Origin of the sequence: Ruegeria sp. HKCCE3926 (genome assembly GCF_017872515.1) — a bacterium.
In the GTDB taxonomy this organism is placed as follows: domain Bacteria; phylum Pseudomonadota; class Alphaproteobacteria; order Rhodobacterales; family Rhodobacteraceae; genus Ruegeria.
In genome coordinates this window covers 391,717-418,699 of the sequence record NZ_JAEDOU010000001.1, presented here as the reverse complement: position 1 = coordinate 418,699, position 26,983 = coordinate 391,717, and the positions used below count along the sequence as shown (strand labels likewise).

The following is a 26,983-nucleotide window of genomic DNA, read 5'->3' as shown; positions in this document are numbered from 1 at the left end:
TTGGTCTGTGGGCTTTTGTCGGTGTTATCTTTGGCTGGCTTTCAATTCCAGACGGCGCGCATGCAGGACCGGCTCGGTATAGCCCGAGGGCTGAACCCGGCCCTTGAACACCAGATCGCATGCGGCCTGAAAGGCGATACCGTCAAATCCCGGCGCCATCGGTGTGTAATTCGGATCGTCTTCATTCTGGCGATCCACGACGGCGGCCATCTTTTGCAGTGCGGCCATGACCTGAGCTTCATCCACGATGCTGTGATGCAGCCAGTTGGCCAGTGCCTGCGACGAAATCCGACACGTCGCGCGGTCTTCCATCAGGCCGACATCGTTGATGTCGGGCACCTTGGAACAGCCCACGCCCTGATCGACCCAACGCACGACATAGCCGAGGATACCCTGCGCATTGTTTTCAAGTTCACGCGTGATTTCCTCGTCACTCAGATTGCGTCCAGCCAGCAAGGGGATGGTCAACAGATCCTTCAACGTACCACGTGCGCCGCCTGCGGCCAGCTCGTCCTGACTGGCCAGCACATCGACCTTGTGGTAATGCGTTGCGTGCAGGGTCGCGGCCGTGGGCGACGGCACCCAGGCACATGTCGCTCCGGCCATGGGGTGGCCGATCTTGGCCTCAAGCATATCGCCCATGCGATCCGGCATGGCCCACATGCCCTTGCCGATCTGCGCCTTGCCCTTCAGGCCACAGGCCAGACCAATATCGACATTGCGATCTTCATAGGCCGCAATCCATGGCGTATTCTTGATGTCGCCCTTGGGCAGCATCGGACCGGCCTCCATCGAGGTATGAATTTCGTCGCCGGTCCGGTCCAGGAAACCCGTATTGATAAAGGCGACGCGTGATTTTGCGGCGCGAATGCACTCTTTGAGGTTGACCGAGGTGCGGCGTTCCTCATCCATGATGCCCAGCTTCACCGTGTTGCGCGGCAGGCCCAGAATGTCTTCGACCATGTCGAATATCTCGACCGAGAACGCAACTTCCTCGGGCCCGTGCATCTTGGGCTTCACCACATAGACAGAGCCCTCAACAGAATTGCCCCCGTCCTGCTTCAGGTCGTGCATGGCGATCAGGGTGGTGCACAGAGCATCCATCAAGCCTTCGCCGATCTCGCGCCCTTCTGCGTCAAGCACGGCCGGGTTGGTCATCAGGTGACCCACGTTGCGCACCAGCATCAGGGACCGGCCTTTCAGCCTGGCCTGATCACCCGACGGAGTGGTAAAGCTCAGGTCCTCGGCCAGTTTCCGAGTGAACGTTGTGCCGCCCTTGGTGACCTCTTCGGTCAGGTCGCCTTTCATGAGGCCCAACCAGTTGCCATAGGCCACAACCTTGTCGGCGGCATCGACACAGGCAACCGAGTCTTCGCAATCCATGATGGTGGACAGTGCGGATTCCAACTGGACATCTGCAATGCCTGCGGGATCGGTCGCGCCTATGTTGCTTGTGGAGTCGATCATGATCTGGATGTGCAGGCCGTTGTTTTTCAACAGCACAAAGTCGGGCGTGTCCGCCGAACCGCCAAACCCGGCAAATTGAGCGGGATCGCCCAGCGCAGGGGTCAACGCACCGTCGGTGATGCCCAGTTCGGTGACATCCGCCCATGATCCCGACGCCAGAGGCACGGCATCATCCAGAAACGCCTTGGCCCATGCGATCACCCGTGCGCCGCGCGCCGCATCATAGCCACCGCTTGCCGGCAGATCCCCCATTGCATCGGTTCCGTACAGCGCATCATACAGGCTGCCCCAGCGCGCGTTGGCCGCGTTTAGGGCAAAGCGTGCATTGGTAATCGGAACAACCAGTTGCGGGCCCGGGGTCAGGGCGATCTCGGGGTCGACCTTGGCCGTTTCAATCTGGAACGCGTCGCCTTCTTCGACCAGATACCCGATCTCTTTCAGGAAAGCCTCATATTCAGCGGCATCGGTGTTCTGCCCCTTTCGGGACATGTGCCACCCATCGATGCGGCTTTGGATCTCGGCCCGTTTGGCCAGCAGCTCACGGTTTTTCGGCCCCAGTTCGTCCACCATCCGCGCCATGCCGTCCCAGAACTTCTGCGAAGAGACGCCCGTGCCCGGCAGCGCCTGCGTCTCGATGAACTCAGCCAATACCGGATCGATCTGCAGTCCGCTCAGGGTTTGTCTGTCCGTCATATTCCTGCTCTCCTGCGATTGTGCGCCATTGTATGCACTGTGACTTAGGCGGAAAGTTTCCGATAGGCAACTTTCATCCCGTCATTTGGGGCATTCGCTTTTGCTTGAAGCTGTTTCAAAAACCTCAAGGCAATGGCAGGGCCGGTTGCAGCGCCCGAACGAAGCCCCTAACGTCGCGCCAGTCCCGAACAGATACGAGGCCCAAGATGCGCGACGCTGCCCCCACCACGATCTACCTGAAAGACTACACACCGTTTGGCTATCTGGTGGACAGCGTGCACCTGACTTTTGATCTGGACGCGCACGCCACGCGCGTCACCTCGCGCATTGCGTTCCGGCCCAATCCTGACGCAACCGACCGCACCTTCTTTCTGCACGGGGAAGAACTGAACTTGATCCGCGCCGCCATTGACGGGGCCGAGATCACGCCAGACGTGACCGACAAAGGACTAACCGCAGATGTCCCGGACGCCCCGTTCCTGTGGGAAGCCGAGGTTGAAATCGACCCCGGCAACAATACCGCGCTGGAAGGTCTGTACATGTCGAACGGCATGTACTGCACCCAGTGCGAGGCCGAGGGGTTCCGCAAGATCACCTTCTATCCCGACCGTCCCGACGTGATGTCCACCTTCACAGTTCGGATCAACGGCGACCTGCCGGTTCTGCTGTCGAACGGCAACCCGTCGGGCAAGGGTGAAGGTTGGGCCGAATGGGTCGATCCATGGCCAAAACCCGCCTATCTGTTCGCTCTGGTCGCCGGAGACCTGATTGCACATCCCGGTCAGTTCACCACCAGATCAGGTCGCACCGTCGAACTGAACCTCTGGGTCCGTCCCGGAGACGAGGGAAAATGCGCCTTCGGCATGGAGGCGTTGAAGAAGTCGATGAAATGGGACGAGGATGTCTATGGCCGTGAATACGACCTGGACGTCTTCAACATCGTCGCCGTCGATGACTTCAACATGGGCGCTATGGAAAACAAGGGGCTGAACATCTTCAACTCGTCGGCCGTTCTCGCCAGTCCCGAAACTTCGACCGACGCCAATTTCGAACGGATCGAGGCGATCATCGCGCATGAGTATTTCCACAACTGGACCGGCAACCGCATCACCTGCCGCGACTGGTTCCAGCTGTGCCTCAAGGAAGGTCTGACAGTATTCCGGGATGCGCAATTCACATCGGACATGCGCTCGGCCCCGGTAAAGCGCATCCACGATGCCATAGACCTGCGTGCCCGGCAGTTCCCCGAGGACAACGGGCCGTTGTCGCATCCTGTGCGCCCAGAAAGCTTTCAGGAGATCAACAACTTCTATACCGCCACCGTCTATGAGAAGGGCGCCGAGGTGATCGGCATGCTGAAACGGTTGGTCGGGGATGCGGCCTATGCCAAGGCGCTTGATCTGTATTTTGAACGCCATGACGGTCAGGCCTGCACGATCGAGGACTGGCTGAAGGTTTTCGAAGACACCACCGGGCGCGATCTGACACAATTCAAACGTTGGTACAGCCAGTCGGGCACTCCGCGCGTCAGGGTTCAGGAAGACTGGGCCGACGGCACCTATACACTTACGCTGAAACAGCGAACCGATCCCACGCCGGGACAGGAGGAGAAACTGCCTCAGGTCATCCCGGTTGCAGTCGGCCTGATTGGGCCAAACGGCGATGAGGTTCGCGCGACCGAAGTGCTGGAACTGACGCAGGCCGAACAGAGCTTTGCGTTCACTGGCCTGGCGGCGAAACCCACAGCATCGATCCTGCGCGATTTCTCGGCACCTGTCATTCTGGAACATGACCAGTCGAACGCGCAACGCGCGTTTCTTCTGGCGCATGACACGGACCCGTTTAACCGTTGGCAGGCAGGACGGGATCTGGCGCAGGACACCCTGATGCGGATGATCCTTAAGGATGCGGCACCGGATACCGATTACCTTGACGGCGTGTTGACTGTGCTGCGCAATGACGAACTGGACCCGGCCTATCGTGCGTTGATGCTAGGATTGCCGACACAATCGGAATTGGCAGCGGCCCTGCACGACCGTGGCCACACGCCCGACCCTATGGCGATCTGGACCGCAGTGGAAACGTTGCGGCAGGCAACAGCCCAGACCGTACAAGATTTGCTGCCCCGCCTGCACAGTGAGGCTTTGGTGGACGGCCCCTACAGCCCGAACGCCGAGCAGTCCGGCAAACGGGCACTTGGCAGCGCCGCGCTGGCGCTGACCTCTCGCCTGGACGGCGGGGCGATGGCGGCCGAGGTGTACGACAAGGCAGACAACATGACATTGCAACTGACGGCGCTGTCTTGCCTTTTACGCGCCCGCAAGGGTGAGGCGCAGTTGGATGCCTTCTACGACCAGTGGCAGCATGACCGGTTGGTCATGGACAAGTGGTTTGGCCTGCAAGTCGCGATGGCAGCACCCGAGGCTACACCCACAATTGCCGCGACCCTGACCGAGCATTCCGATTTCAACTGGAAAAACCCGAACAGGTTCCGCGCCGTCATGGGGGCCTTGGCGATGAACCACGCAGGGTTCCACCAGCCGGATGGCGCCGGATACGCCCTGCTGGCCGACTGGCTGATCCGTCTGGACCCGGTAAACCCACAGACCACGGCCCGAATGTGCTCGGCGTTCCAGACCTGGAAACGGTATGATCCGGATCGTCAGGCCCTGATGCGTGCGCAGCTTTCCCGCATCGCGGAAACACCGAACCTGTCGCGGGACACGACCGAAATGGTGTCCCGCATCCTCGGCGCATGACGCCTTACAGCTTTGCCCGCAGCAACCGGAATTTGCGAACGCTGGCCATCCTGGCCGGCGTTTATGCGGCGTTGCTGACGCTGGTTGTCCTGTTTGACGCGGCCTGGTGGATCACGGGGCTGCTGTCTTTGGCCACCCTGCCCGCACTTTGGGACGTGGTTCAGAACACCAGCGCAGGCATGCAATTGGATCAGGATGCGCTAAGCTGGTTCACGGGGAACCGGCAGGCAGAGGTCGCGCTGCGCGACATCGACCATTTCCGCTTTGACACCCGTTGGGATTTCTCGGTTCGAGTGTCGATCGTTTTGCATTCCGGCAAACGAATCCGTCTGCCGGATGAGTCGCTGCCGGCGCATCTGGATTTGGAAACCCTTCTGAAACAAGCCGGATTTCGCGTAGAACGGCATCATTTCACTGTTTTCTGAAACACTGGACCCTTGAATGGTGAATTGGACACGAAAAGAAGAAATTAATCGGCAATTTACTTGATTTGAACCCGATATCCCGCCAGACTTCGGTGTCAGTTATACGTTTTTACAGTTTTGAGTATCGCCATGTTTCGGTCGCTAAGGGCACTGTTCGCCCCATCCACAGCTACTCCTACAAATGTTTCAGCAGATCTGTGCGCGACAAAATCCGCGCTTGCGGCCGCCTTGCCCGAGCAGGGTCAGCTGAATATTCCCGTCGCAAAATCCGACCGCGATGATCTGATCGGACATTCCACGATCGAACATGGCCGCTATCTCGCCCGGCAGGACCGCTGGGCAGAGCTATCGCAGGAAATGCGCGTGGCTGATCAGGATCGCGCCGCCGTTGCGGATGGTATGCCGGTGGCCGATCTGCTGGCGTTCGGTGCAAGGTCTGACGTTGTTCTGGCCGCTGAACATGCGCTCTCGGATGGCGCGGCCATCTCGGATTACGACCTGTTGGGTGGCATCTCGGAACTTGAAGGCGAGATGGCAGACAACCCCTATGACCCGATGATCGCCACCGTTGTTGCCCTTGCCCATATCGATCTGGCGTGGGCATGGCGCGGTACGGCCTCGGACGCGACGCTGCCACCTTTGCACCGGTCACGCTGCGCCGCGCATTTCGACCGGGCCGCAGCAATCCTGCCCAAATGCAGAAAGGATGCTCCCGACAGCCCCCTGATTGCAGCGACCGGATGTGCGCTGCTGGCTGGCCAGCGCAAATCCAACGCGCGGGTGGCCGAAGAATATGAACGGCTGATCACGCTGGATCCATGCAATCAGCGCCACATGCGCGCGATGGGCAGCCATCTTCTGCCCCGGTGGTTCGGCAGCTACGAAGAGCTGGAGCTGCAAGCCTTGCGTACAGCCGCCAGGACACAGGATATCTGGGGCGCGGGCGGATACACATGGGTTCAGTTCGACGCCATCGCATTGGACGAAGAGGCCTGTGCCCGCGTCGATATCGAGTATTTCCTTGAAGGCCTGCGCGATATCCTGCGCCTGCGGCCTGATCAGCAGATGATCAACATGCTGTCATCCTACTGCGCGATCACTGTCCAGAACGGATTTGGCCTGAACGATCAGGCCGACCTTGTCCGTTCGCAGATGCGTGACACGGCAAACCGGCTTATCCGCGATCACCTGACTGAATTGCACCCGTTGATCTGGGCGCATGCGGCCAACGGTTTCAACAATTCCGTCCGCATAAACTCGCCCGAACGATTTGCAGCGCGCGGTCAGCGCGATGCCTTGCGCGCCATCTCGGATCTGTTCCGGGAAGAACTGCGCAGCGGTATGGATGTGACATTCACACCGTCGGGCCTGCGGTTTTCCCAGAACTGAACACGACAGGATTCCCCCTTGCCCCTAAGCCCTGCCGGGCCTAATACGCAGGCTTAGACTTCTGCGGAAATGAGGCGCGCCATGCTCGATCTGACATACGAAATGCCCAAACCCAAAACCATTGCCGGGGCCAAGCACGATTGGGAACTGGTGATCGGGATGGAGGTGCATGCTCAGGTCTCATCCAATGCCAAGCTGTTTTCGGGTGCATCCACCCAATTCGGGGCGGAACCGAATTCAAACGTGGCTTTCGTGGACGCGGCGATGCCGGGGATGCTGCCGGTGATCAACGAATACTGCGTTGAGCAAGCTGTGCGCACAGGGCTGGGCCTGAAGGCGGATATCAATCTGAAATCGGCCTTTGACCGCAAGAATTATTTCTACCCCGACCTGCCGCAAGGGTATCAGATTTCCCAGTTGTATCACCCGATCGTGGGCGAAGGCGAAGTGCTGGTCGAACTGGGCGACGGTACCGCGCGCAAGGTGCGGATCGAGCGTATCCACATGGAACAAGACGCGGGCAAGTCGATTCACGACATGGATCCGCATATGTCCTTCGTCGACCTGAACCGCACCGGTGTCTGCCTAATGGAGATCGTGAGCCGCCCCGACATCCGCGGGCCGGAAGAGGCCGCGGCCTATATCGCCAAGCTGCGTCAGATCATGCGTTACCTGGGCACCTGCGACGGCAACATGCAGAACGGCAACCTGCGGGCCGATGTGAACGTCTCGATCTGTTTGCCCGGCGCCTATGAGAAGTATCAGGAAACACAGGATTTTTCGCATCTGGGCACGCGCTGCGAGATCAAGAACATGAACTCGATGCGCTTCATCCAGCAAGCGATCGAGGTCGAAGCCCGCCGTCAGATCGCCATCGTCGAAGGTGGTGGCAAGGTCGAGCAGGAAACCCGTCTGTATGACCCGGACAAGGGTGAAACCCGTTCGATGCGGTCCAAGGAAGAAGCGCATGATTACCGCTATTTCCCCGACCCCGACCTGCTGCCGCTGGAGATCGAACAAGCATGGGTCGATGATATCGCCGCCAGGCTGCCCGAGCTGCCGGACGAGAAAAAGGCGCGCTTCATCAATGAGTTCGGCCTGACCGACTATGACGCATCAGTGCTGACCGCCGAGGTCGAATCCGCCGCCTATTTCGAGGAAGTGGCCAAGGGCCGTAACGGAAAACTGGCGGCGAACTGGGTCATCAACGAGCTGTTCGGCCGCCTGAAGAAAGACGACCGCGATATCACCGACTCGCCGGTTTCGCCCGCGCAGCTGGGCGGGATCATCGACCTGATCGCCTCGGACGCGATTTCGGGCAAGATCGCCAAAGAGCTGTTCGAGATCGTCTATACCGAAGGCGGCGACCCGGCGCAGATCGTCGAGGATCGCGGCATGAAACAGGTGACCGACACCGGCGCGATCGAGGCCGCGCTGGACGAGATCATCGCCGCCAACCCGGCGCAGGTCGAGAAGGCCAAGGTGAACCCGAAACTGGCGGGCTGGTTCGTGGGTCAGGTCATGAAAGCCACCGGCGGCAAGGCGAACCCGAAAGCCGTCAACGAACTGGTCAGCAAGAAGCTGGGCTCGTAAACCTTTCGTTTTGTACAAGCCTGCCGGCAATCTTTGGCGGGTTTGTACTATCCGGTTTCTCACAAAATCTTAAGACTTGGGGTCAAGCCATCGGCTTGACTTCCTGCTGTTTGGGCCCTTTCCTCCGCAACAGAGAGGTGAGGTATTATGCAAAGCAGATTTGATCAGGAACTCGAAGACCGGCTGGTGCGCTATGCCGCCATCGACAGTCAAAGTGACGAGACATCCCCGACGACCCCGAGCACTCAGATTCAGTTCGACATGCTGAACCTGTTGCGCGATGAGCTGATCCAGATCGGCGCGCAGGATGTTGAGATGACGGGCGACAGTGTTGTCGTCGCGACCATTCCCGGAACGGCGCCGGGGCCGACCGTGGGCTTTCTGGCCCATGTCGATACAGCCCCTCAGTTCAACGCAACCGGCGTCAAGCCGCGGGTGATCAAGGGCTACAACGGTGGCGACATCACCTTTCCGGACAACCCGGATCTGGTTCTTTCTCCGGAAGACCACCCCTATCTGGCCGAAAAGATCGGCCACGACCTGATCACTGCGTCGGGCACAACCCTGCTGGGCGCGGACGACAAGGCCGGTGTATCGATTCTGATGACGATGGCGCGGCACCTGATCGAAAATCAGGATGTTCCACATGGTCCGATTCGTATCGCGTTCACTCCGGATGAAGAGATCGGCCGGGGTGTCACGGAACAACTTCCCCAGGATCTGGGCGTGGATTTTGCTTATACGCTGGATGGGCAGCAAGTGGGTGAGATCGAGTATGAAAGTTTCTCGGCCGACCGCGCCGTGATCCGGATCGAGGGTGTTTCGATCCATCCCGGCCTGGCCAAGGAAAAGATGGTGAACGCCACGCATCTGGCGGCAAAGATCGTACAGACATTGCCTCAGGCCACCATGACGCCGGAAACCACGGACGGGCGCGAAGGCTTCATCCATGTCACTGACATGAACGGCGGATCATCCGAGATGGAGATCAAGCTGATCCTGCGTGATTTCGAGATGGACGGGCTGGAAGCGCAACGAAACATCGTGCGGCAGGTCTGCGCCGCCGTGCAGGCCACGGAACCGCGCGCGACCATCACCTGCGACATCAGCCACCAGTACCGCAACATGCGGTATTGGCTGGAAAACGACATGACTCCGGTCGAACTGGCGCGCGATGCGTGTCGCGAGTTGGGGGTTGAACCGCTGTCGGTACCGATTAGGGGCGGCACGGACGGATCGCGCCTGACCGAATTCGGCACCCCCTGCCCCAACATTTTCACCGGGATGCAGTGCGTTCACGGCCCGTTGGAATGGATTTCAGTGCAGGACATGGCGTTGGCGACGGAACTGTGCCTGTCGGTTGTGGCCAAGGCGGCACAGGCCGAAGCGAATGGTCAGAGGTGAATTCCGCCGGATGAGCAAGGGCCCTTTCACCCGGGGGGCAGCGTGTTAAGTTGGCGCGGAAACGCATTTAGGAACAGTAGATGAAGCGCTACGAATACAAGGTCATCCCCGCCCCGCAAAAAGGTGTCAAAGCCAAAGGCGTGAAAACGGCCGAGGGCCGCTTTGCCGTCTCGGTCGAGCAACTGCTGAATCAGTTGGGGCAGGATGGCTGGGAATACCAGCGGGCCGAGTTGCTGCCCAGCGAAGAACGCTCGGGTCTGACCGGATCGACCACGAACTGGCGCAATGTGCTGGTGTTCCGCCGCGTGGTGGAAGAGGAAGTCGATGCCTCGTGGGTCGGCGCAGTACCTGAGATGGATGACACCCCGCTGGCCCAGCCGATTCCGGGCCCCGACGAGGTACAGGCCCCAAAACCTATTGCCGCAGAGGCGGACGAGCCGCCTTTGTCGTTGAAGCGGTCTGATGACGCCGCTGATGAAAGCGACCCTTCAAAAACATAGGCTTGGGGGCTGGTACGACCGCCAGAGCGATTGCAAATGCCCTGTGGCCTTGTGCAGGACATCCGTGTTCGCTCTGACATACGTCAAGTCGAGCCGGGACGGCCCAACCACATTGGAAAGCAATAAGGGCTACACCCTCGGGAAATCTGTGGCATGTTAGCCGGATATTCTGGAGGGACATCGAAATGGCTATTCGACAGACACAAGGGCGGACACGCCTGTATGACAGCATTCTCGACACGGTCGGTGACACGCCCTGCATTCGGGTCAATCGGATCGCGCCCGAGCATGTGACCGTCTATGTGAAATTCGAGGCCTTCAACCCGGCAGGCTCGGTCAAGGACAGGCTGGCGCTGAACATCATCGAGGCGGCGGAACGTGACGGGCGGCTGAAGCCCGGACAAACCGTTGTCGAAGCGACATCCGGCAACACCGGGATCGGGCTGGCCATGGTGTGCGCGGCCAAGGGATACCCTCTGGTCGTGACGATGGCCGAGAGCTTCTCGGTCGAACGGCGAAAGCTGATGCGGTTTCTGGGCGCCAAGGTTGTTCTGACCCCGAAGGCGCAAAAAGGGTTCGGCATGTATACCAAGGCCAAGGAACTGGCCGAGGAAAACGGATGGTTCCTTGCCAGCCAGTTCGAGACCGCAGCCAATGCCGATATTCACGAGAACACGACTGCCCGGGAAATTCTTGCGGATTTCGAAGGGCAACGGCTGGATTATTGGGTGACGGGCTATGGGACCGGCGGCACCGTTTCGGGCGTTTCGCGTATACTGCGGAAAGAGCGGCCCGACACCAGGATCATCCTGACCGAACCGGCAAATGCCGCAATAGTATCATCAGGTTACGTCAATACGCGCAACGCTGACCATCAGCCGACCGAAAGCCACCCCGATTTCGAGCCCCACCCGATTCAGGGCTGGACACCGGATTTCATCCCCTGGGTTCTTCAGGAAGCCATCGACAATTCATACTATGACGAGTTGATCCCCATTCCCGGACCCGAAGGAATCGCATGGTCGCGCCGGCTTGCCGCCGAAGAAGGGATATTCACCGGGATTTCGGGCGGATCGACCTTTGCGGTGGCCATGAAGCTGGCCGAATCCGCGTCGGCGGGCTCTGTCATGCTGGTCATGTTGCCGGACACCGGCGAGCGATACTTGTCGACCCCGCTGTTCGAGGAAATAGAAGAGGGCATGACGGAAGAGGAATACGCCATCTCGGCATCGACGCCGTCCGCACAGATGGAGGCGGGTTGACACGTAAAGGTCTTCAGACGCCGATATCCAGGGCCAGCGCGTGGATGCGCGGTACGATGTCGCCCAGCGCCTTGTGCACGGCACGGTGGCGGGCGACGCGGGATTTGCCTTCGAATGCGCTGGCGCGGATACGGACGTTGAAGTGGCTTTCACCACCGTCCTGATATCCCGCATGGCCGCGATGGCTTTCGCTGTCGTCGATCACGTCCAGCTCGCGCGGATCAAAGGCGGCTTGCAGGCGGGTTCGGATCTCGTCAGTCACACTCATTTTTTTGCTCAGCGGCAAAAATATTGCCGCACCCCTCTTCTACTTTCGGCTGCTTAGATTAAACTGCTGCCTCCGAGTCGAAAAGACGCGTTCTTGAGGATTAGAGCATGGCGAAATCAGACCCCTTCGGATTCGATATGTCCGTTTCCAGCGCCAAAAAGAAGAATCCGCGGGGACGCCGGGGCATGTCGGGTGCCTCTGAAACCTCGGTCCGGATCTGTGACCACGAGGGATGCGAAGAACCGGGAAAGTTCCGCGCGCCAAAAGCACCGGATGTCCTGGATGATTTTTTCTGGTTCTGCCAGCAACACGTGCGGGAATATAACCAGAAGTGGAATTTCTTTGACGGCACCACCGAAGCCGAGCTGAACGCGCAGCGATCGAAAGACAAGGTTTGGGAGCGCGAGACCAAGCCGATGGGCGACCCCGAAGCACGTGCCTGGGCCCGTTTGGGGATCGAGGATCCGCATCAGGTTCTTGGTGCCAACAGCACGCAGAACAAAGGCCGCACGACGGGTGGCGGCGGACGACGCCTGCCGCCGACCGAACGCCGTGCGATCGAGATTCTCGAGGCCAATGACAGCTGGACCAAGGCCGAGGTTCGCAAAGCGTACAAGAAGCTGATCAAAGTGCTGCATCCGGACATGAACGGCGGCGACCGTTCACAGGAAGAACAGCTGCAGGAAGTTGTCTGGGCCTGGGATCAGATCAAGGACAGCCGGAACTTCAAGTAGCGGTCACGGCTTTGCCTGCTTTGCGTTCGCGGCGCGCTCTGCCTGAATGGTTGGGTGCCGCAGACGACACAACCTGAAAAAACTGCGCAAGTTCCGTATGGAACCCTGTTTCATTCCACGCGAAAGTGGTGGAGGATTTGGGACAGGAGTTTCCAGGGATCAGTTTCGTGCGCACATCCATTTGCCTGTTGCTCGTCTCGCTAAGCGGGCTCATCGCTGCCAGTTTCATTCAGACAGACGCGGATTGGCTGTTCCTATTGGCGCTGATTTGCGTGATGGCCAGCACAATCCTGTTCATACGGGCCTGGTTCAGGTGGCGCCGGGCCAATACATGGATCATCGTGGACGGCTCGAACGTCATGCACTGGAAAGATGGCACCCCGGATCTGGTTACGTTGAAGAAGGTCCTTGAGACTTTGAAGCGCGCAGGGTTCAAACCCGGTGTTATGTTCGATGCGAATGTCGGGTACAAAGTCGAAGGCCACTATATGGACGACCGGAAGCTGAGCCGCGCCCTGGGCCTGCGATCCAAGCAGGTCATGGTGGCCCCCAAAGGAACGCCCGCCGACCCGCTGATCTTGCAGGCGGCGCGGGACAGCCAGGCGCGCATCGTCACAAATGACCGGTTTCGGGATTGGGCAGACGAGTTTCCGGATGTGTTGAACGCGGATCGCCTGGTGAAAGGCGGTTTTCAAAAGGGCGAGCTTTGGTTTTCGCTATAGTCAAGCAACGGTTGACCCAAGGCACAGATGTGTAAGGCCATCTCAACGGTGCTGCACTGAGAAATTGCCTATGGTAAATGGTCCCAGAGAACACATTTGAAGGGGTTTGTTGAGGCCAGGGATCAAATCAGGAGCGGTTCGGATTACAACTATCCGCGCTTTAGTCCGGGTATGAGCTTCGCAATGCAATTGCTTCCCGGCGCTTCAAACAACTTAAGCGAGTTTGTTGCGACTCTGCAGTGCCGTCACGCAATTCGGGGAACAGTGCGAGCAGTTCTTCGACGTCTTCACGACAGAAAGACTGCAGCGCTGTGTCGCCCAGAAAAAGACTTTCGCTACGTAGCCCCTGCGAGTGCAGTATCGCGTGTCGAGAGCAGGCAATGTGGTAATATGTGATGTCTTCACCTGTATGCACCTGCTGAATTGTTCCGTCATTCACCAAGTGGATTGCCGCAACAAAGACCCGATCTTGTCCGAACAACAACTCGGCGCGCCAGCCTTCCAGCATGATCCGATGTTGCGGGGACACAAAAACATCCTGGTTGGGTTGACCCTTGCAAATCGCGTCGCGCCGAATGCGAACGGGTCTAAATTTCGGTTGCAAAGCCAGTGTTTGTGCACTCAGCACTTTTTTCCCGATCCACAAAATCGGCAGCGTTTTTCCACCTGACACGCAAACTCTGTCACCGATCATCAGGTTCTCGACCGGGCGTGGACCGGCCTCGGTCTCTATCAGGGTTCCAGCAACAAAACAGGGCGGATTGTTTGGATCAAGATCTCCGGTTGTGATTTGCCAGTTTCCGGTTGTCATTGGCCCGGTGGGGTTGTTGGTGTCCCAGGCATAGATTTCGGTTCCAACCTGAATAAACTCACCAGATTCGCCGGTACCTCTGTAGTTACCTTGTCCAAGATACGTGTAGGGTACGAACGGACCACCGTTGATCGAAATCGTTTGACCCGAGACAGTGGCTGGATCGGTCAAGTTTTTGACGATCAAGTCCCCTTGCCCGCTTGTGTTGACCGAATGAAGTAAGACATCAAACGACATACGTTGTATCCGCTAAGCAGGGTGGACCAAAAGGGAACTCGCAATGAACAAGTTCCTTCCGTGTGTTGACTGAACAGAACACCACAGCCCTCACAAACTCACAAAGACCGCCAAAAAAACCACATTTAGAAGTCATGTTAACGCGCCGAAGAAGCATTTCAATGATAGTATGTTAATGTTTGCATTTGAGCGAGGCGCAAAGGCCGTTGCCAGCCTTTCACCGAGGACTTCTGGGTTATGCGCAATCGGCCTCAAAGCTTGTTAACGCGAGGTGCCAAATCGTAGCGTGGGTCATCATTCTGGAATGACATCCCACGCGCAACGATAGGGCCAGTTTGCAAGAAAAACATGCGCACCTTTGGGCGCCTTTCGCTTTCCCTTGCCCTTGCCCGCAATATGTTGCACCACACACGGGTTCATACCCGGTGAACGGGCCAAAGGATAAGGACTAGGCGCATGGCTGACGGATCGATCGATATCAACGCAAAACCTACCGAGGATATCTCGGTCCGTGACGTGTTCGGCATTGACAGCGACATGGCGGTCAAGGGCTTTGCCGAAGCCACAGACCGTGTGCCTGCCATCGACCCGACCTACAAGTTCGATCCGGAAACCACGCTGGCGATTCTGGCGGGCTTCTCCCATAACCGTCGCGTGATGATCCAGGGCTATCACGGCACCGGCAAATCCACCCACATTGAACAGGTCGCTGCCCGTCTGAACTGGCCCGCCGTGCGTGTGAACCTCGACAGCCATATCAGCCGGATCGACCTGATCGGTAAAGACGCGATCAAACTGCGCGACGGCAAGCAGGTGACCGAATTCCACGAAGGCATTCTGCCCTGGGCGTTGCGCAACCCGGTTGCCATCGTGTTCGACGAATACGATGCGGGCCGCGCCGACGTGATGTTCGTGATCCAACGTGTGTTGGAGCATGACGGCAAGCTGACCCTGCTGGATCAGAACGAGATCATCACCCCGAACCCCAATTTCCGCCTGTTTGCCACCGCCAACACGGTCGGTCTGGGCGACACCACGGGTCTGTATCACGGCACGCAGCAGATCAACCAGGCGCAGATGGACCGCTGGTCGCTGGTGTCGACACTGAACTATCTGAGCCACGACGCCGAGACGATGATCGTTCTGTCGAAGGCGCCGCATTACAACACCGCCGAGGGCCGCAAGACTGTCAGCCAGATGGTCACCGTGGCCGACCTGACCCGGACCGCCTTCATGAATGGCGATCTGTCCACCGTCATGAGCCCGCGGACCGTGATCAACTGGGCCCAGAACGCCGAGATTTTCCGCAATGTGGGCTATGCGTTCCGCCTGTCCTTCCTGAACAAGTGCGATGAGCTGGAACGCCAGACCGTGGCCGAGTTCTATCAGCGCTGCTTTGATGAGGAGTTGCCTGAAAGCGCGGCGAGTGCAAGCTTGGGGTAAGCACTCGAATTGCGCCCGGCGCGGGCGCAATGCCTCCGGCGGGGATATTTTTGGCCAGATGAAGACAGATCCGTTGCTGTTTTCGACGCCGGGCAGGCCAGTACTATGAGGGCTTAAGGACATGGCACAGAAGAACGACAACCCCGCCGATCCGTTCAAGAAGGCCTTGGCCGAGGCCACCAAGGTCATGGCCGATGATCCCGAACTGTCGGTGACCTATACGGTGGACCCTTCGGGCATGACGGGCGAGTCGATGCGGCTGCCTCAGGTCTCGCGCCGGATGACGCGCGAAGAAGTGCTGTTGGCGCGAGGCACGGCGGACGCCTTGGCGTTGCATCGCAAGTATCATGACGACGCGACCCATGCGCGCTATGCGCCTCCGGGCGATATGGCGCGGGATCTGTACGAAGCGATGGAGACCGCCCGCTGCGAGGCAATGGGCGCGCGGGACATGCCGGGCACCGCCAGCAATATTGACGTCAAGATCGGGCATGAAGCAATCCGGCGTGGGTATGATCAGTGCAAGCAACCTGCCGATGCACCTTTGTCGGTTGCGGCAGGGTACTTGATCCGGCATCTGGCCACCGGGCGCGATCTGCCCCCCGCCGCAGAAAACATCATGAACCTGTGGCGTGGGTTCATTGAAGAGCAAGCGGGTGGGACGTTGGAGAATCTGGACGAGATTCTCTCGGATCAGGCGGAGTTTGCCAAATTCGCCCGTCAGGTGATCAAGGATCTGGGATATGGCGACCAGCTTGGGGATGACCCCGATGAGCTGGACGACGAGCAGGAAGACCAGGCCGAGGAAGACGCCGAGGAGCAGCCCGATCCGGACAGCACCGGTCAGGATGATCAGGACGAACAGGACGCCGACGCGACACCTGAGCAGACGCAGGAAGAGCAGCAGGATCAGTCTCAGGCCCAGGTCTCGATGGACGAAATGGCCGAAGACGAGATGGGTGACGAGGCTGAGATGCCGGATGGCGAGGCGCCTCTGGAGCCGCCTGCCCCACCGCCGGCATCTGAAGCGGACCCGGATTACAAGGTCTATCTGGACACTCACGACGAAGAGATCGCCGCTGAGGATTTAGCGGAACCGGCCGAGCTGGAACGTCTGCGGGCCTATCTGGATCAGCAGCTTGAACCGCTGAAAGGCGCGGTGAGCCGTTTGGCCAACAAGCTGCAACGTCGCTTGCAGGCGCAGCAGAACCGCAGCTGGGAGTTCGACCGCGAGGAAGGCATTCTGGACGCGGGCCGATTGGCACGTGTGGTCGCGAACCCCACCACTCCGCTGAGTTTCAAGGTCGAGAAAGACACCGAGTTCCGCGACACGGTGGTGACGCTGCTGCTGGACAATTCGGGGTCGATGCGGGGTCGTCCGATTTCGATCGCCGCCATCTGTGCCGATGTTCTGGCCCGGACGCTGGAGCGGTGCAATGTAAAGGTCGAAATTCTGGGCTTTACCACGCGGGCGTGGAAAGGCGGTCAGGCGCGCGAGGCGTGGCTAAACGATGGCCGCCCGCAACAGCCCGGCCGTCTGAACGATTTGCGCCACATCATCTACAAGGGCGCGGACGCCCCTTGGCGTCGCGCGCGGCCCAATCTGGGTCTGATGATGAAAGAGGGCCTGCTGAAAGAAAACATCGATGGGGAAGCCCTGGAATGGGCCCATCGCCGGATGCTGGCACGGCGCGAACAACGCAAGATCCTGATGGTAATCTCGGACGGTGCGCCGGTCGATGATTCGACACTGAGCGTGAACCCCGCCAACTATCTGGAAAAACACCTGCGCGACGTGATCGCGATGGTTGAAAAACGCAAGATGGTCGAACTTTTGGCCATCGGCATCGGCCATGACGTGACCCGGTATTACGACCGGGCGGTGACGATTACCGATGTCGAACAACTGGCCGGCGCGATGACCGAACAACTGGCGGCTCTGTTTGACAGTGACCCGCGGGCGCGGGCGCGTGTCATGGGGATGAGAAAGGCCGGCTGAGGCTGATCTTCCGCGCGGTGGGCGTATTTCCCCGAGGGCGACGTGTTTTTCCTTGCTGATCATCGGCCCGTTCAGACGGGGTGTTCCCGTCTGGACATTTTTTGAAATGCGCCTCAGGGTCACGCTCAAATGATGTGAATGAGGCCGCCCATGTTCCAATCCTTCGAAGTGACCGCCCGCCCGGAACAGGGGCCACCGCGGCTGGCCGCCTTGCGCGAACAGATGGTGCAAGAAGGGCTGGACGGGTTTCTGATCCCGCGGGCGGATGCGCATCAGGGAGAGTATGTCGCGGCGCGCGATGAACGTCTGGCCTGGCTGACCGGGTTCACGGGCTCGGCCGGGTTTTGCGCCGCCCTGCGCGACGTGGCCGGAGTTTTCATCGACGGGCGGTATCGCACCCAGGTCAAGGCACAAGTTGCCGCAGATTTCACCCCGGTCCCCTGGCCCGAGGTAAGCCTGAGCGCCTGGCTGAAACAGCAATTGCCCAACGGCGGCAAGATCGGTTTTGACCCGTGGCTGCATTCGGCGGGGCAGATTTCCGGCACATTGAGTGATCTGGATGGATCGGGCATCGAACTGGTAAGGTGCGAAAACCTTGTGGACCGGATCTGGGCCGATCAACCCGCACCGCCGATGAACCCGGTCAAGGCGCATCCGATCGAATTTGCCGGGGAAGGTGCGGACAGCAAGATCGCCCGTCTGGCCGAAGACCTTCGGCGGGCCGGGCACAAGGCAGCGGTGATCACCCTGCCGGATTCCATCATGTGGCTGTTGAATATCCGTGGGTCGGATATCGCCTATAACCCGGTGGCCCACGGCTTTGCCATTCTTCATGCAGGTGGTCAGGTCGATCTGTTCATGGCGGCAAAAAAACTGGCCGGGGTGCGGGATCATCTGTGTTCTCAGGTGACCTTGCGCGCTGTGGGCGATTTTCTGGATTCGGTTGCGGCTCTGGCCGGTCCGGTGCAGGTGGATGCCGCTTCGGTGCCTCAGATCGTGGCCGATGCGCTGGGTGACGCAATGACGGATGGCGGCGATCCTTGCGCCCTGCCCAAAGCCTGCAAGAATGCGGCTGAAATCGCGGGCAGCGCCGAGGCGCATTTGCGCGATGCGGTGGCGGTCATCGAGACGTTGTGCTGGCTGGACGAACAGGCCCCGGGCAGCGTGACCGAAACACAGGTTGTCACCCGGCTGGAAGAAAACCGGCGTAAGGACAATGCGCTTCAGGACATCTCGTTCGATACCATTGCAGGCACGGGTCCGAATGGCGCGATCATGCATTACCGCGTGACCGAAGAGACCGACAGCCGCCTGGAAAATGGCCATATTCTGGTGCTGGACAGTGGCGGGCAGTATCTGGACGGCACCACCGACATCACCCGAACCATCGCCATCGGTGACGTCGGAACCGAGGAAAAAACCTGCTTCACCCGGGTGCTGAAGGGCATGATTGCCATGTCGATGCTGCGCTGGCCTGCGGGCCTTTCCGGGCGGGATATCGAATGTGTGGCCCGCGTGCCGCTGTGGTCTGCGGGACAGGATTTCAACCATGGGGTCGGACATGGGGTCGGCGCCTATCTGAGCGTGCATGAAGGGCCGCAACGGCTGTCCAAAGTCAGCCATGTACCGCTGCAACCCGGCATGATCCTGTCAAACGAACCCGGGTATTACCGGGAAGGTGCCTTTGGCATCCGCATCGAAAACCTTGTGGTGGTGGAAGACGCTCCTCTGCTTCCCGGTGGCGATGCCGAACGCGCGATGCTGTACTGGCGCACGCTGACCTTTGTGCCGATTGACCGCAGACTGATCTTGGTCGATATGTTGACGCCTGACGAACGCGACTGGCTGAATGCCTATCACCGCGACGTTGCGGAAAAAATCCGCCCAAGGCTGGGACATGACGCACAACTGTGGTTGGATGCCGCAACTGCCCCAATCTGACACTGGCCTGTTACATAAAACAGGCAGAGGGGTGACCCTGATACGACGACGGAAGGAAGAGGAATGGCTGAGATCACGATCCGGAAAGCGCCGGGCAAATGGACTGTCCGCTCGGGCGGTGCTATCCTGGGCGAAACGAACAACGCGCTGGAACTGCTTGAAGGCGAAAAGGATCCGGTGATCTATTTCCCGCGCAACGATATTGCGATGGCGTTTCTGGATCGGACTGACAAGGTGACCCACTGCCCCGGCAAGGGCGAGGCGACGCACTTTTCCATCGTCAACAAGTCATCCGTGACCGACAACGCGGTCTGGAGCTATGAGGATCCGATTCAGGCGGTGGCCGAGATCAAGGACCATCTGGCATTCTACCCGGTCGAATCGGTGAAAGTGGAGCAGATTTAACGCCAGCCCCCGCGCCCACCTCACGCAGCTGTGGCATGCACGTGAACGGCATTTGCGGCACACTTTCTCCGGGGTAACACCGGAGGCTTCCATGTCGATGTCACGTCGCGATTTTGCTGGGATGATTGGGGCTGGTGCAATGGCGCCCGGCGTGCTGTGGGCGCAGCAGGATCCGGTTCTGGACGCGTTGCGCAGCACGCTGAGCGGGCGTCGGACCGCGTTTGAGGCGCAGATGGCGTATCTGAAGGGCCGTGGCCAGCCGGATGTTGTGGCCGGGTTGCTGACTGCGATGCGTTATGCCGACAGGCGACGGGATGAGATTGTCGAGGTGATGGAGGCCCTGACCGGGCAACGCCATGGCAATGACTGGTTCGATTGGATGCTGTGGCAGGAACGTAACCCGCAGATTGTCCCTCATCCGTCGCTGATCCCGTTCAAGCGCGAGGTTCTTCTGGGGATCGACCCGAATTTCGATCTGTTCCTGCGGCCCGAATATCTGCAACGCGACAAGATGAAGATCCGCCTGGAAGAGATCGCCTGGGGCGGTGTGTACAAGGATGGCATTCCGTCCCTGGACGATCCCACCCTGATCTCTGCTTCGAATGCGGGGTATCTGAAGGGCGATGATCTGGTGTTCGGCGTCGCCATCAACGGGGATGAGCGCGCCTATCCCCTGCGGATCATGGGCTGGCACGAGATGTTCAACGAGGTGATCGGTGGCGTGCCCGTGGCGCTGGCCTATTGCACGCTTTGCGGGTCTGGCATCCTGTTTGAAACCCAGGTGGCGGGGCGGCGAAAGCCGTTCATTTTCGGGTCGTCAGGTTTCCTCTATCGCTCGAACAAGCTGATGTTTGACCGTGAGACGCATTCGCTGTGGAACCAGTATACCGGCAAACCTGTTGTGGGGCCCTTGGCGAACAGCGGCATCACGTTGAAACAACACCCTGTGGTGATCACGACATGGGACAGCTGGAGGACCTCGCATCCCAAAACCCGTGTTCTGTCGCTGAACACCGGGCATCGGCGCAATTACGGATCAGGGGTGGTTTATCGCGACTATTTCGCCTCGAGCGAGCTGATGTTCCCGGCGGTTGTGGATCAGTCCCGGCTTAGGCAGAAGGATTACATCTTTGCCGTGCGCCAGTTTGGTGCAGCCCGCGCCTGGCCTCTGGTTGCGTTCAAGGGCAAACCGGTGATCAACGATGCAATCGGTCGGACACCTCTGGTTCTGATTGGCGATCCCAAAGAGCGCAGCGTGCGGGCCTATGAGCGAAAAACGCATGCGTTCCGGGCGACGCAAGGCGGGTTGCAGGATAGCGCGGGGAACGGTTGGACCGTCACGGAAGAGGCTTTGATCGGGCCGGATGGAACGCGTTTGCCACGAGTCGCCGGTCATGTTTCCTATTGGTTTGCGTGGGACAATTATCTGGGCGACGCAGCCAGCGTGTATGGTGAGTGAAACTCAGGAATGCTCTTCGGCAGCCGTGGCCGCAAGCGCCCTGTTATATGCCTTGAGCGCATCGACGTGATAGAGCGCCCCAACCGGTGTTTCAGAGCCGTCGTTTTCCAGAATGACAACCGGAATGCAGGGGATGTCGTCACGATCAAAATAGGGCATGGCGGCTTCCAGCGTGGCGCTGGCCTGAATGCACAGGCCCTGGTCAATCAGCCCCTGCGCCTCTTCTTTCGTGATCGACCGCGGATCCCCAAGCGGGCGCATCACGGCACCGGCGCGAAGCATTGCCAGCAGATAAGCCTGCGGCCCCGCGGCCAGGTGGACATCACGCCGTTCCAGCTGGGTCAGGAAGAAAGACCGGTCCACAAGTCTCGAGGCCAGTGCCGTGGACATGGACACGCTTACCATCACGGCAAGACCGATCTGCCAATCGCCGGTCAGTTCAAAAACGATCAAAGTGGTCGAGATGGGCGCGCCCAGCACCGCCGCAGCTACGGCGCCCATTCCGGCAAAGGCATAGAGCGTATGCGTGCCCGACACATCCGGCAACAACCCGGTGGCGATCAGACCGAAGGCCAGCCCGGTCAATGCGCCGACCATCAGAGACGGTGAGAACACCCCACCGCCCATGCGCCCACCCATGGTAATCGCCACCGCAACCGTTTTGGTCACCGCAAACAGGATGGCCGTGGTCAGCACCAGATCACCGGTCAGGGCGCGAATTGTCGTCTCGTACCCCACGCCGATGATATGCGGGAACCAGATCGCCATCAGCCCCAGCATCGCCCCGGACACCGCAGGGCGCAACCAGGCCGGAATCGACAGGCGGTTCTGGATATGGCTGCCGATATCCTCGGCAAAGAAAATCGACCGCATCAGCAGCAGCGCGACAAGTCCGCAGATCAGGCCCAGGATCAGGAAGGCCGGAAGCTCGACATAGAATTGCAGCGATCCCGGCGTCTCCAGCGTGAACTCGGTAACGTCGCCATATTCCAGCCGGTTGATCACCGTTCCCGCGACCGAGGCGATGACGATCGGAGCAAAGGCGTGAACGGCGAAATGGCGCAGCACGACCTCGAGCGCGAACAAGGCCCCCGCAATGGGGGCGTTGAAGCTGGCCGACACGGCCGCAGCGACGGCACATCCCAACAGGTCACGCCCCGTGATCCCGTCCGCATGTATGCGGTTGCTGACCCATGTGGAAATCACTCCGGCCATATGCACCACCGGCCCCTCGCGGCCTGTTGACCCGCCAGAACTGAGCGTGATCAGCGAGGCGAAGAACGACGCGATGCCCGCCTTGACCTCGACCCGCCCGTCGGTGATGGCCGAACCTTCGATCACGTCGGCAACCGACCGGACGCGCCCGTCATTGGTGAACCGGTTCAGGATGATGCCGACGACCAGGCCACCGAAGATGGGAATGATCAGAACCATGAACCATGGCAGTTTCTCGGCGTGGCTGTGCAGCAGCAGGATATCATTGGTGTCGTACAGATAGGCCTGCAATGCGCTGATGGCCTTGCGGAAGCCAAGCGCCATGAAACCCGCCCCTATCCCGATGGCCAGCGCAATGAACCAGAACTGGATCTGGCTTGGCCCCCGGCGCAGCATGACCCGCCACGCATCCTTGATCGCGGCCACAGCCTGATTGAACTGGTTGCGCAGAACGGTGCGGGTCGATTGGGTCATTGGCCCTCGAGGATCATCACTTAACCCTTAGTAAGCCACGGAGCGCCCATATAAAAGTGAGATAGCGACAGTGTGAGCACCAATTCACGCCATCGCCGCGTCAGGCCTGCAACAGAGCCCGGGCGGCGGCGCGGGCTTCTTCGGTGATGGTGTCGCCGGCCACCATGCGCGCGATCTCATCCACCCGATCCGGTTCGGCCAGAGGAATGACGGTGGACAGGGTTTGTCCGTCAGTAACCTGTTTCTGCACCCGCCAGTGATGAGCTGCCCGCGCAGCAACTTGCGGGGAATGGGTGACAACCAGAACCTGCCCGCCCTGCGCGAGCGACGCCAGCCTGCGTCCGACCGCATCGGCGGTTGCCCCACCGACACCGCGATCGATTTCGTCAAAGATCATCGTCCGGGCACTGTCGTCGCCAGACAGGCAGACCTTGAGGGCCAGCAGAAAGCGGCTGAGCTCACCCCCCGAGGCGATCTTGTTCAGCGGCCCCGCCGGCGCACCGGGGTTGGTGGCCACGGTGAAGGCCACAGCGTCGGTGCCTTCGGGGCCGGGTTCAACCGGGGTGATCTCGGTCTGGAACACGGCACGTTCCATCTTGAGCGGGGCCAGTTCCGCCATGACGGCCGCGTCAAGCCGCCCAGCGGCGGCCTTGCGCGCGGCGCTGAGGTCGGCTGCGGCGGCGTCATAGGCCTGTTGCGCCGCGTCTACGGCAGCTCGCCTGTCTGCCAGGTCGGCATCCCCTGCCTCCAACCGGTTCAACCGGTCACGCAGAGTGTCGGCAAACGAACCCAGATCATCCGGGGCCACGCCATGTTTGCGGGCCTGCGCACGGATGGCAAACAGGCGTTCCTCGGCCTGTTCCAATTCTGCCGGGTTGACGTCCAGCGCCTGAAGGCAGGCATTCACGCCATCCTGCGCCTCGCCCAACTCGATCATTGCGCGCCCGAGCGCTGCTATCGGTTCTTCCAGCTGGCCGCCCGCGTTGTCCGAGACGCCTTCCAACCAGCGCATGGCGTCGGACATGGCCCCTTCCGCCCCGTCCCCGGCCAACAGGGCAAAGGCACGCGCAACATCGTCGCGAATCCGCTCGGCCCCTTGCATCATGCGGCGGCGGGCATCCAGTTCGGCATCCTCACCGGGTCGCGGGTCAAGCTGGTCTAGCTCGGCGACCGCGTGACGCAGGAATTCTTCCTCGCTGCGGACCGCAGCCAGAGCGGCCTCGGTCTCGGCCAGCGCCTTGCGGGTTCGGGACATCGCGGCCCAGGCGGTTCGCACGTTTGACAGCTGCTCCGTGACCTGTGCGAATTCGTCCAGCATCGCCCGATGACCACGTGGGTTCAGCAAACCGCGGTCATCGTGCTGTCCGTGCAGTTCGATCAGGGTCTCGGACAGCGCCCGCAGAACTTCGCCCGAGCAGCGGCGGTCATTGACCCAGGCGGTCTTGCGCCCCTCGGCCGTGTTGACGCGGCGCAGGATCAGTTCCTGGCCACCCGGCAGACCGGCTTCGACCAGAATCGCATGTGCGGGATGATCGGCAGAGAGTTCGAATTCGGCGACGACCTCACCCTGCGCGGCACCCTGCCGCACAAGTTCCGCGCGCCCGCGCCAGCCTAACACGAAGCCAAGCGAATCCAGCAGAATCGATTTGCCTGCACCGGTCTCGCCGGTCAGGGCGTTCAAGCCCGGCTGAAAGCTGAGTTCCAGCCGGTCAATGATCAGCATATCGCGGATATCAAGGGCGCGCAGCATGTGGTCTTCAGCGTCCCGGACCAAAGGCCATCGCGATTACAACCATTCACCTTTGATGGTCTGACGATAAATCGTGCTGAGCCAGTTGTTACCGCGGCTCTTGAGATCAAGCCCGCGAGAGGTCAACAGTTTGTACGCATCGTCATACCATTCCGAGGACTGGTAGTTGTAGCCAAGAATGGCACCTGCGGTCTGCGCCTCGTCCAGCAGGCCAAGCGACAGATAGGCCTCGACCAGACGATACAGTGCTTCGGCGGTGTGGGATGTGGTCTGAAAGTCTTCGACCACAACTCGGAATCGGTTGATCGCCGCTATATAGTGATCCTGACGCAGGTAGTAGCGCCCGATCTCCATTTCCTTGCCCGCCAGATGGTCGAAGGCCAGATCGAACTTCAGTACCGCCGATGTGGCGTATTCGCTGTCGGGATAGACCTCGATCACGGTCCGCAGAGATTGCAGCGCCTGGAAGGTCAGGCCCTGGTCACGCCCGACTTCGTCGATCTGGTCATAATAGCTGAGCGCCAGCAGATACTGCGCATAGGCAGCATCTTCATCCGTCGGATAGAAGTCGATATACCGCTGCGCCGCCGCGCGGCTTTCTTCGTAATTCTGGTCCGAATGGAACGAAAACGCCTGCATGATCAGTGCGCGCTTGGCCCAGTCCGAATACGGATACAAACGTTCGACTTCCGAGAAATACCACGCCGCGTCGTCCGAGCGATTCTGCGACAGTTCGTATTCACCTCGGGTATAGATCTGTTCCGGCGTGAACCCTTCCAGATTCTGTTCACGGTCCGCGCCCTTGCGACCAAAAAGGCCGCCGGCGTTGCCGCATGCCGTCAAAACTGCTGCCAGAAGAATCGCACCCGCGAGTCTGACTGCCGCTTTGCTGCCAACCATACCGCCCATCCTTGTCGTCTTGCTTAATGGGGTTTGCCCCGATTTGAGCCATGGTCTAGCACAGAAAATTCCGGTGCAAAACGCCTTATGCGACTTCCGGCGCAAATGTCGTCAGAGTTGATCTGATCAGGCCACTTCGGGAATTTCGTTGACCACAAGCCCCTGCCCCGGCAGGCGCGCGGCCTGTTCCGGTGTGCACAGTACCGGACGCACGGCGCCCGGCGTTTCGAACAGGTTGCGCAGCAATGTGTTGGTCAGCGAATGACCCGACTTGTTTCCGGTGAAGTGACCCAAAATCGGCCCACCAGCCAGATAGAGATCACCCAGAGCATCCAGCATTTTGTGGCGCACGGCCTCGTCGACCCGGCGGAAACCGCCCGGTGTCAGAACTTCGACGCCCTGAACGACCACGGCGTTTTCAAGCGTGCCGCCCAAAGCCAACCCGTTTTCGCGCATCGCCTCGACATCCGTGCGTCGGCAGAACGTGCGACAATCGCTGAGTTCGCGCGCGAAGGAACCGTTGCGCATATCAAGCGTTTTGCTCTGGCTGCCGATGGCACCGTCTTCGAAATCGATATGGAAGTCGATGATCAGCCCGTCAGCGGGCGCAATACTGGCGCTCGCGCCTTCGCGGGATGCGGTGACGGTTTTCAGGACCTCATAGGCCAATACCGGGCTGGCCTGACGGCGCACACCCCGGGCCATGATGCCACGCACGAAATCAATCGAGGAGCCGTCCATGATCGGAACTTCGGGACCGTCGATCTCGACAAGCGCGTTGTGCACGCCACACCCGGCCAATGCAGCCATGATATGTTCGACGGTGGAAACCGAAACGCCGGCATCATTCACCAGACGCGTGCAAAGCGGGGTCCGTTCAACCGCATAGTAGATCGCCGGGATCATCGCGTCGCCCAGTTGAATATCCGTCCGCTTGAACCAGATGCCATGACCGGCTGCCGCCGGTTTCAGGACCATGGTCGCCGGCTTGCCGCTGTGCAGCCCGACGCCTGTAAACGTGACCGGAGATTTGAGCGTATGTTGCAAAATAGGCCTCGGTGAGTAGTGTCCAGCCTGCTTGGGCTGTGTTGGACACTGAGTTAAGGAAGCCCGCGTCAAGGCTCAACTCACTC

General features: G+C 59.8%; 21 protein-coding genes. 14 read left to right on the top strand and 7 right to left on the bottom strand.

The genetic code is table 11. The features are described from left to right. Positions 1 to 24: 24 nt before the first annotated feature. Positions 25 to 2,160, bottom strand: coding sequence for a malate synthase G (locus I9184_RS02120; protein WP_209832551.1), 2,136 nt, complete (start codon positions 2,158 to 2,160; stop codon positions 25 to 27). A 206-nt stretch (positions 2,161 to 2,366) separates the two neighbouring features. Between I9184_RS02120 and pepN the strand changes: the two genes are divergently transcribed. The 7 genes from pepN (at position 2,367) to I9184_RS02085 (ending at position 11,492) form a co-directional block, all read left to right on the top strand. Then, positions 2,367 to 4,919, top strand: a complete 2,553-nt coding sequence (pepN, locus tag I9184_RS02115; RefSeq protein ID WP_209832549.1) for an aminopeptidase N — start codon at positions 2,367 to 2,369, stop codon at positions 4,917 to 4,919. After that, the gene (locus tag I9184_RS02110) at positions 4,916 to 5,344 is read left to right on the top strand and encodes a hypothetical protein (RefSeq protein ID WP_171722931.1); all 429 of its coding nucleotides are present in this window, start codon (positions 4,916 to 4,918) and stop codon (positions 5,342 to 5,344) included. The genes pepN and I9184_RS02110 overlap by 4 nt, the downstream gene beginning before the upstream one ends. 129 nt (positions 5,345 to 5,473) lie before the next feature. Continuing rightward, positions 5,474 to 6,733, top strand: a complete 1,260-nt coding sequence (locus I9184_RS02105) for a hypothetical protein (RefSeq protein WP_245217960.1) — start codon at positions 5,474 to 5,476, stop codon at positions 6,731 to 6,733. An 81-nt stretch (positions 6,734 to 6,814) separates the two neighbouring features. Continuing rightward, positions 6,815 to 8,326, top strand: a complete 1,512-nt coding sequence (gatB, locus tag I9184_RS02100; RefSeq protein ID WP_209832547.1) for an Asp-tRNA(Asn)/Glu-tRNA(Gln) amidotransferase subunit GatB — start codon at positions 6,815 to 6,817, stop codon at positions 8,324 to 8,326. A 147-nt stretch (positions 8,327 to 8,473) separates the two neighbouring features. After that, positions 8,474 to 9,730, top strand: coding sequence for a peptidase T (gene pepT / locus I9184_RS02095; RefSeq protein WP_171631047.1), 1,257 nt, complete (start codon positions 8,474 to 8,476; stop codon positions 9,728 to 9,730). An 80-nt stretch (positions 9,731 to 9,810) separates the two neighbouring features. Continuing rightward, a complete protein-coding gene (locus I9184_RS02090) occupies positions 9,811 to 10,230 on the top strand; it encodes a DUF4177 domain-containing protein (RefSeq protein ID WP_171631043.1) in 420 nt (139 codons plus the stop codon). 185 nt (positions 10,231 to 10,415) lie between these two features. Next, complete coding sequence (locus I9184_RS02085; RefSeq protein ID WP_209832545.1) at positions 10,416 to 11,492, top strand: pyridoxal-phosphate dependent enzyme; 1,077 nt, start codon at positions 10,416 to 10,418, stop codon at positions 11,490 to 11,492. Positions 11,493 to 11,505: 13 nt separating this feature from the next. Here I9184_RS02085 and I9184_RS02080 read toward each other — a convergent pair whose 3' ends face one another. Further along, positions 11,506 to 11,760, bottom strand: a complete 255-nt coding sequence (locus tag I9184_RS02080; RefSeq protein WP_171631039.1) for a BolA family protein — start codon at positions 11,758 to 11,760, stop codon at positions 11,506 to 11,508. A 107-nt stretch (positions 11,761 to 11,867) separates the two neighbouring features. Between I9184_RS02080 and I9184_RS02075 the strand changes: the two genes are divergently transcribed. Next, a complete protein-coding gene (locus I9184_RS02075) occupies positions 11,868 to 12,494 on the top strand; it encodes a J domain-containing protein (protein WP_171631037.1) in 627 nt (208 codons plus the stop codon). A gap of 167 nt (positions 12,495 to 12,661) precedes the next feature. Beyond that, entirely contained in the window at positions 12,662 to 13,216 is a 555-nt protein-coding gene (locus tag I9184_RS02070; protein WP_348539498.1) for a hypothetical protein, read from the top strand. Between the two features lie 160 nt (positions 13,217 to 13,376). Here the strand turns inward: I9184_RS02070 and I9184_RS02065 are convergent, their stop codons facing one another. Beyond that, the gene (locus tag I9184_RS02065) at positions 13,377 to 14,264 is read right to left on the bottom strand and encodes a Hint domain-containing protein (RefSeq protein WP_209832543.1); all 888 of its coding nucleotides are present in this window, start codon (positions 14,262 to 14,264) and stop codon (positions 13,377 to 13,379) included. Positions 14,265 to 14,720: 456 nt separating this feature from the next. Here I9184_RS02065 and cobS point away from each other — a divergent pair, with 456 nt between their 5' ends. The 5 genes from cobS (at position 14,721) to I9184_RS02040 (ending at position 21,511) form a co-directional block, all read left to right on the top strand. Further along, positions 14,721 to 15,707: a cobaltochelatase subunit CobS gene (cobS, locus tag I9184_RS02060; protein ID WP_209832541.1), complete on the top strand. Its 987-nt coding sequence runs from the start codon at positions 14,721 to 14,723 to the stop codon at positions 15,705 to 15,707. A gap of 121 nt (positions 15,708 to 15,828) precedes the next feature. After that, positions 15,829 to 17,706 (top strand): cobaltochelatase subunit CobT, encoded by a 1,878-nt coding sequence (gene cobT, locus I9184_RS02055; protein ID WP_171167240.1) that lies wholly within the window; start codon positions 15,829 to 15,831, stop codon positions 17,704 to 17,706. Between the two features lie 150 nt (positions 17,707 to 17,856). Beyond that, a complete protein-coding gene (locus I9184_RS02050; RefSeq protein ID WP_209832539.1) occupies positions 17,857 to 19,647 on the top strand; it encodes an aminopeptidase P family protein in 1,791 nt (596 codons plus the stop codon). A gap of 63 nt (positions 19,648 to 19,710) precedes the next feature. Next, positions 19,711 to 20,052 (top strand): DUF427 domain-containing protein, encoded by a 342-nt coding sequence (locus I9184_RS02045; RefSeq protein ID WP_209832537.1) that lies wholly within the window; start codon positions 19,711 to 19,713, stop codon positions 20,050 to 20,052. A 91-nt stretch (positions 20,053 to 20,143) separates the two neighbouring features. Continuing rightward, the gene (locus I9184_RS02040; protein ID WP_209832535.1) at positions 20,144 to 21,511 is read left to right on the top strand and encodes a DUF3179 domain-containing protein; all 1,368 of its coding nucleotides are present in this window, start codon (positions 20,144 to 20,146) and stop codon (positions 21,509 to 21,511) included. 3 nt (positions 21,512 to 21,514) lie between these two features. Here the strand turns inward: I9184_RS02040 and I9184_RS02035 are convergent, their stop codons facing one another. The 4 genes from I9184_RS02035 to lpxC all read right to left on the bottom strand — a co-directional run bounded on the left by I9184_RS02035 (position 21,515) and on the right by lpxC (position 26,897). After that, a complete protein-coding gene (locus tag I9184_RS02035) occupies positions 21,515 to 23,200 on the bottom strand; it encodes a chloride channel protein (protein ID WP_171631023.1) in 1,686 nt (561 codons plus the stop codon). A 100-nt stretch (positions 23,201 to 23,300) separates the two neighbouring features. Then, positions 23,301 to 24,950: a DNA repair protein RecN gene (gene recN / locus I9184_RS02030; RefSeq protein ID WP_209832533.1), complete on the bottom strand. Its 1,650-nt coding sequence runs from the start codon at positions 24,948 to 24,950 to the stop codon at positions 23,301 to 23,303. A gap of 36 nt (positions 24,951 to 24,986) precedes the next feature. After that, positions 24,987 to 25,850, bottom strand: a complete 864-nt coding sequence (locus I9184_RS02025; RefSeq protein ID WP_209832531.1) for an outer membrane protein assembly factor BamD — start codon at positions 25,848 to 25,850, stop codon at positions 24,987 to 24,989. 126 nt (positions 25,851 to 25,976) lie between these two features. After that, positions 25,977 to 26,897, bottom strand: a complete 921-nt coding sequence (lpxC, locus tag I9184_RS02020) for a UDP-3-O-acyl-N-acetylglucosamine deacetylase (protein WP_171722921.1) — start codon at positions 26,895 to 26,897, stop codon at positions 25,977 to 25,979. Positions 26,898 to 26,983: the final 86 nt, after the last annotated feature.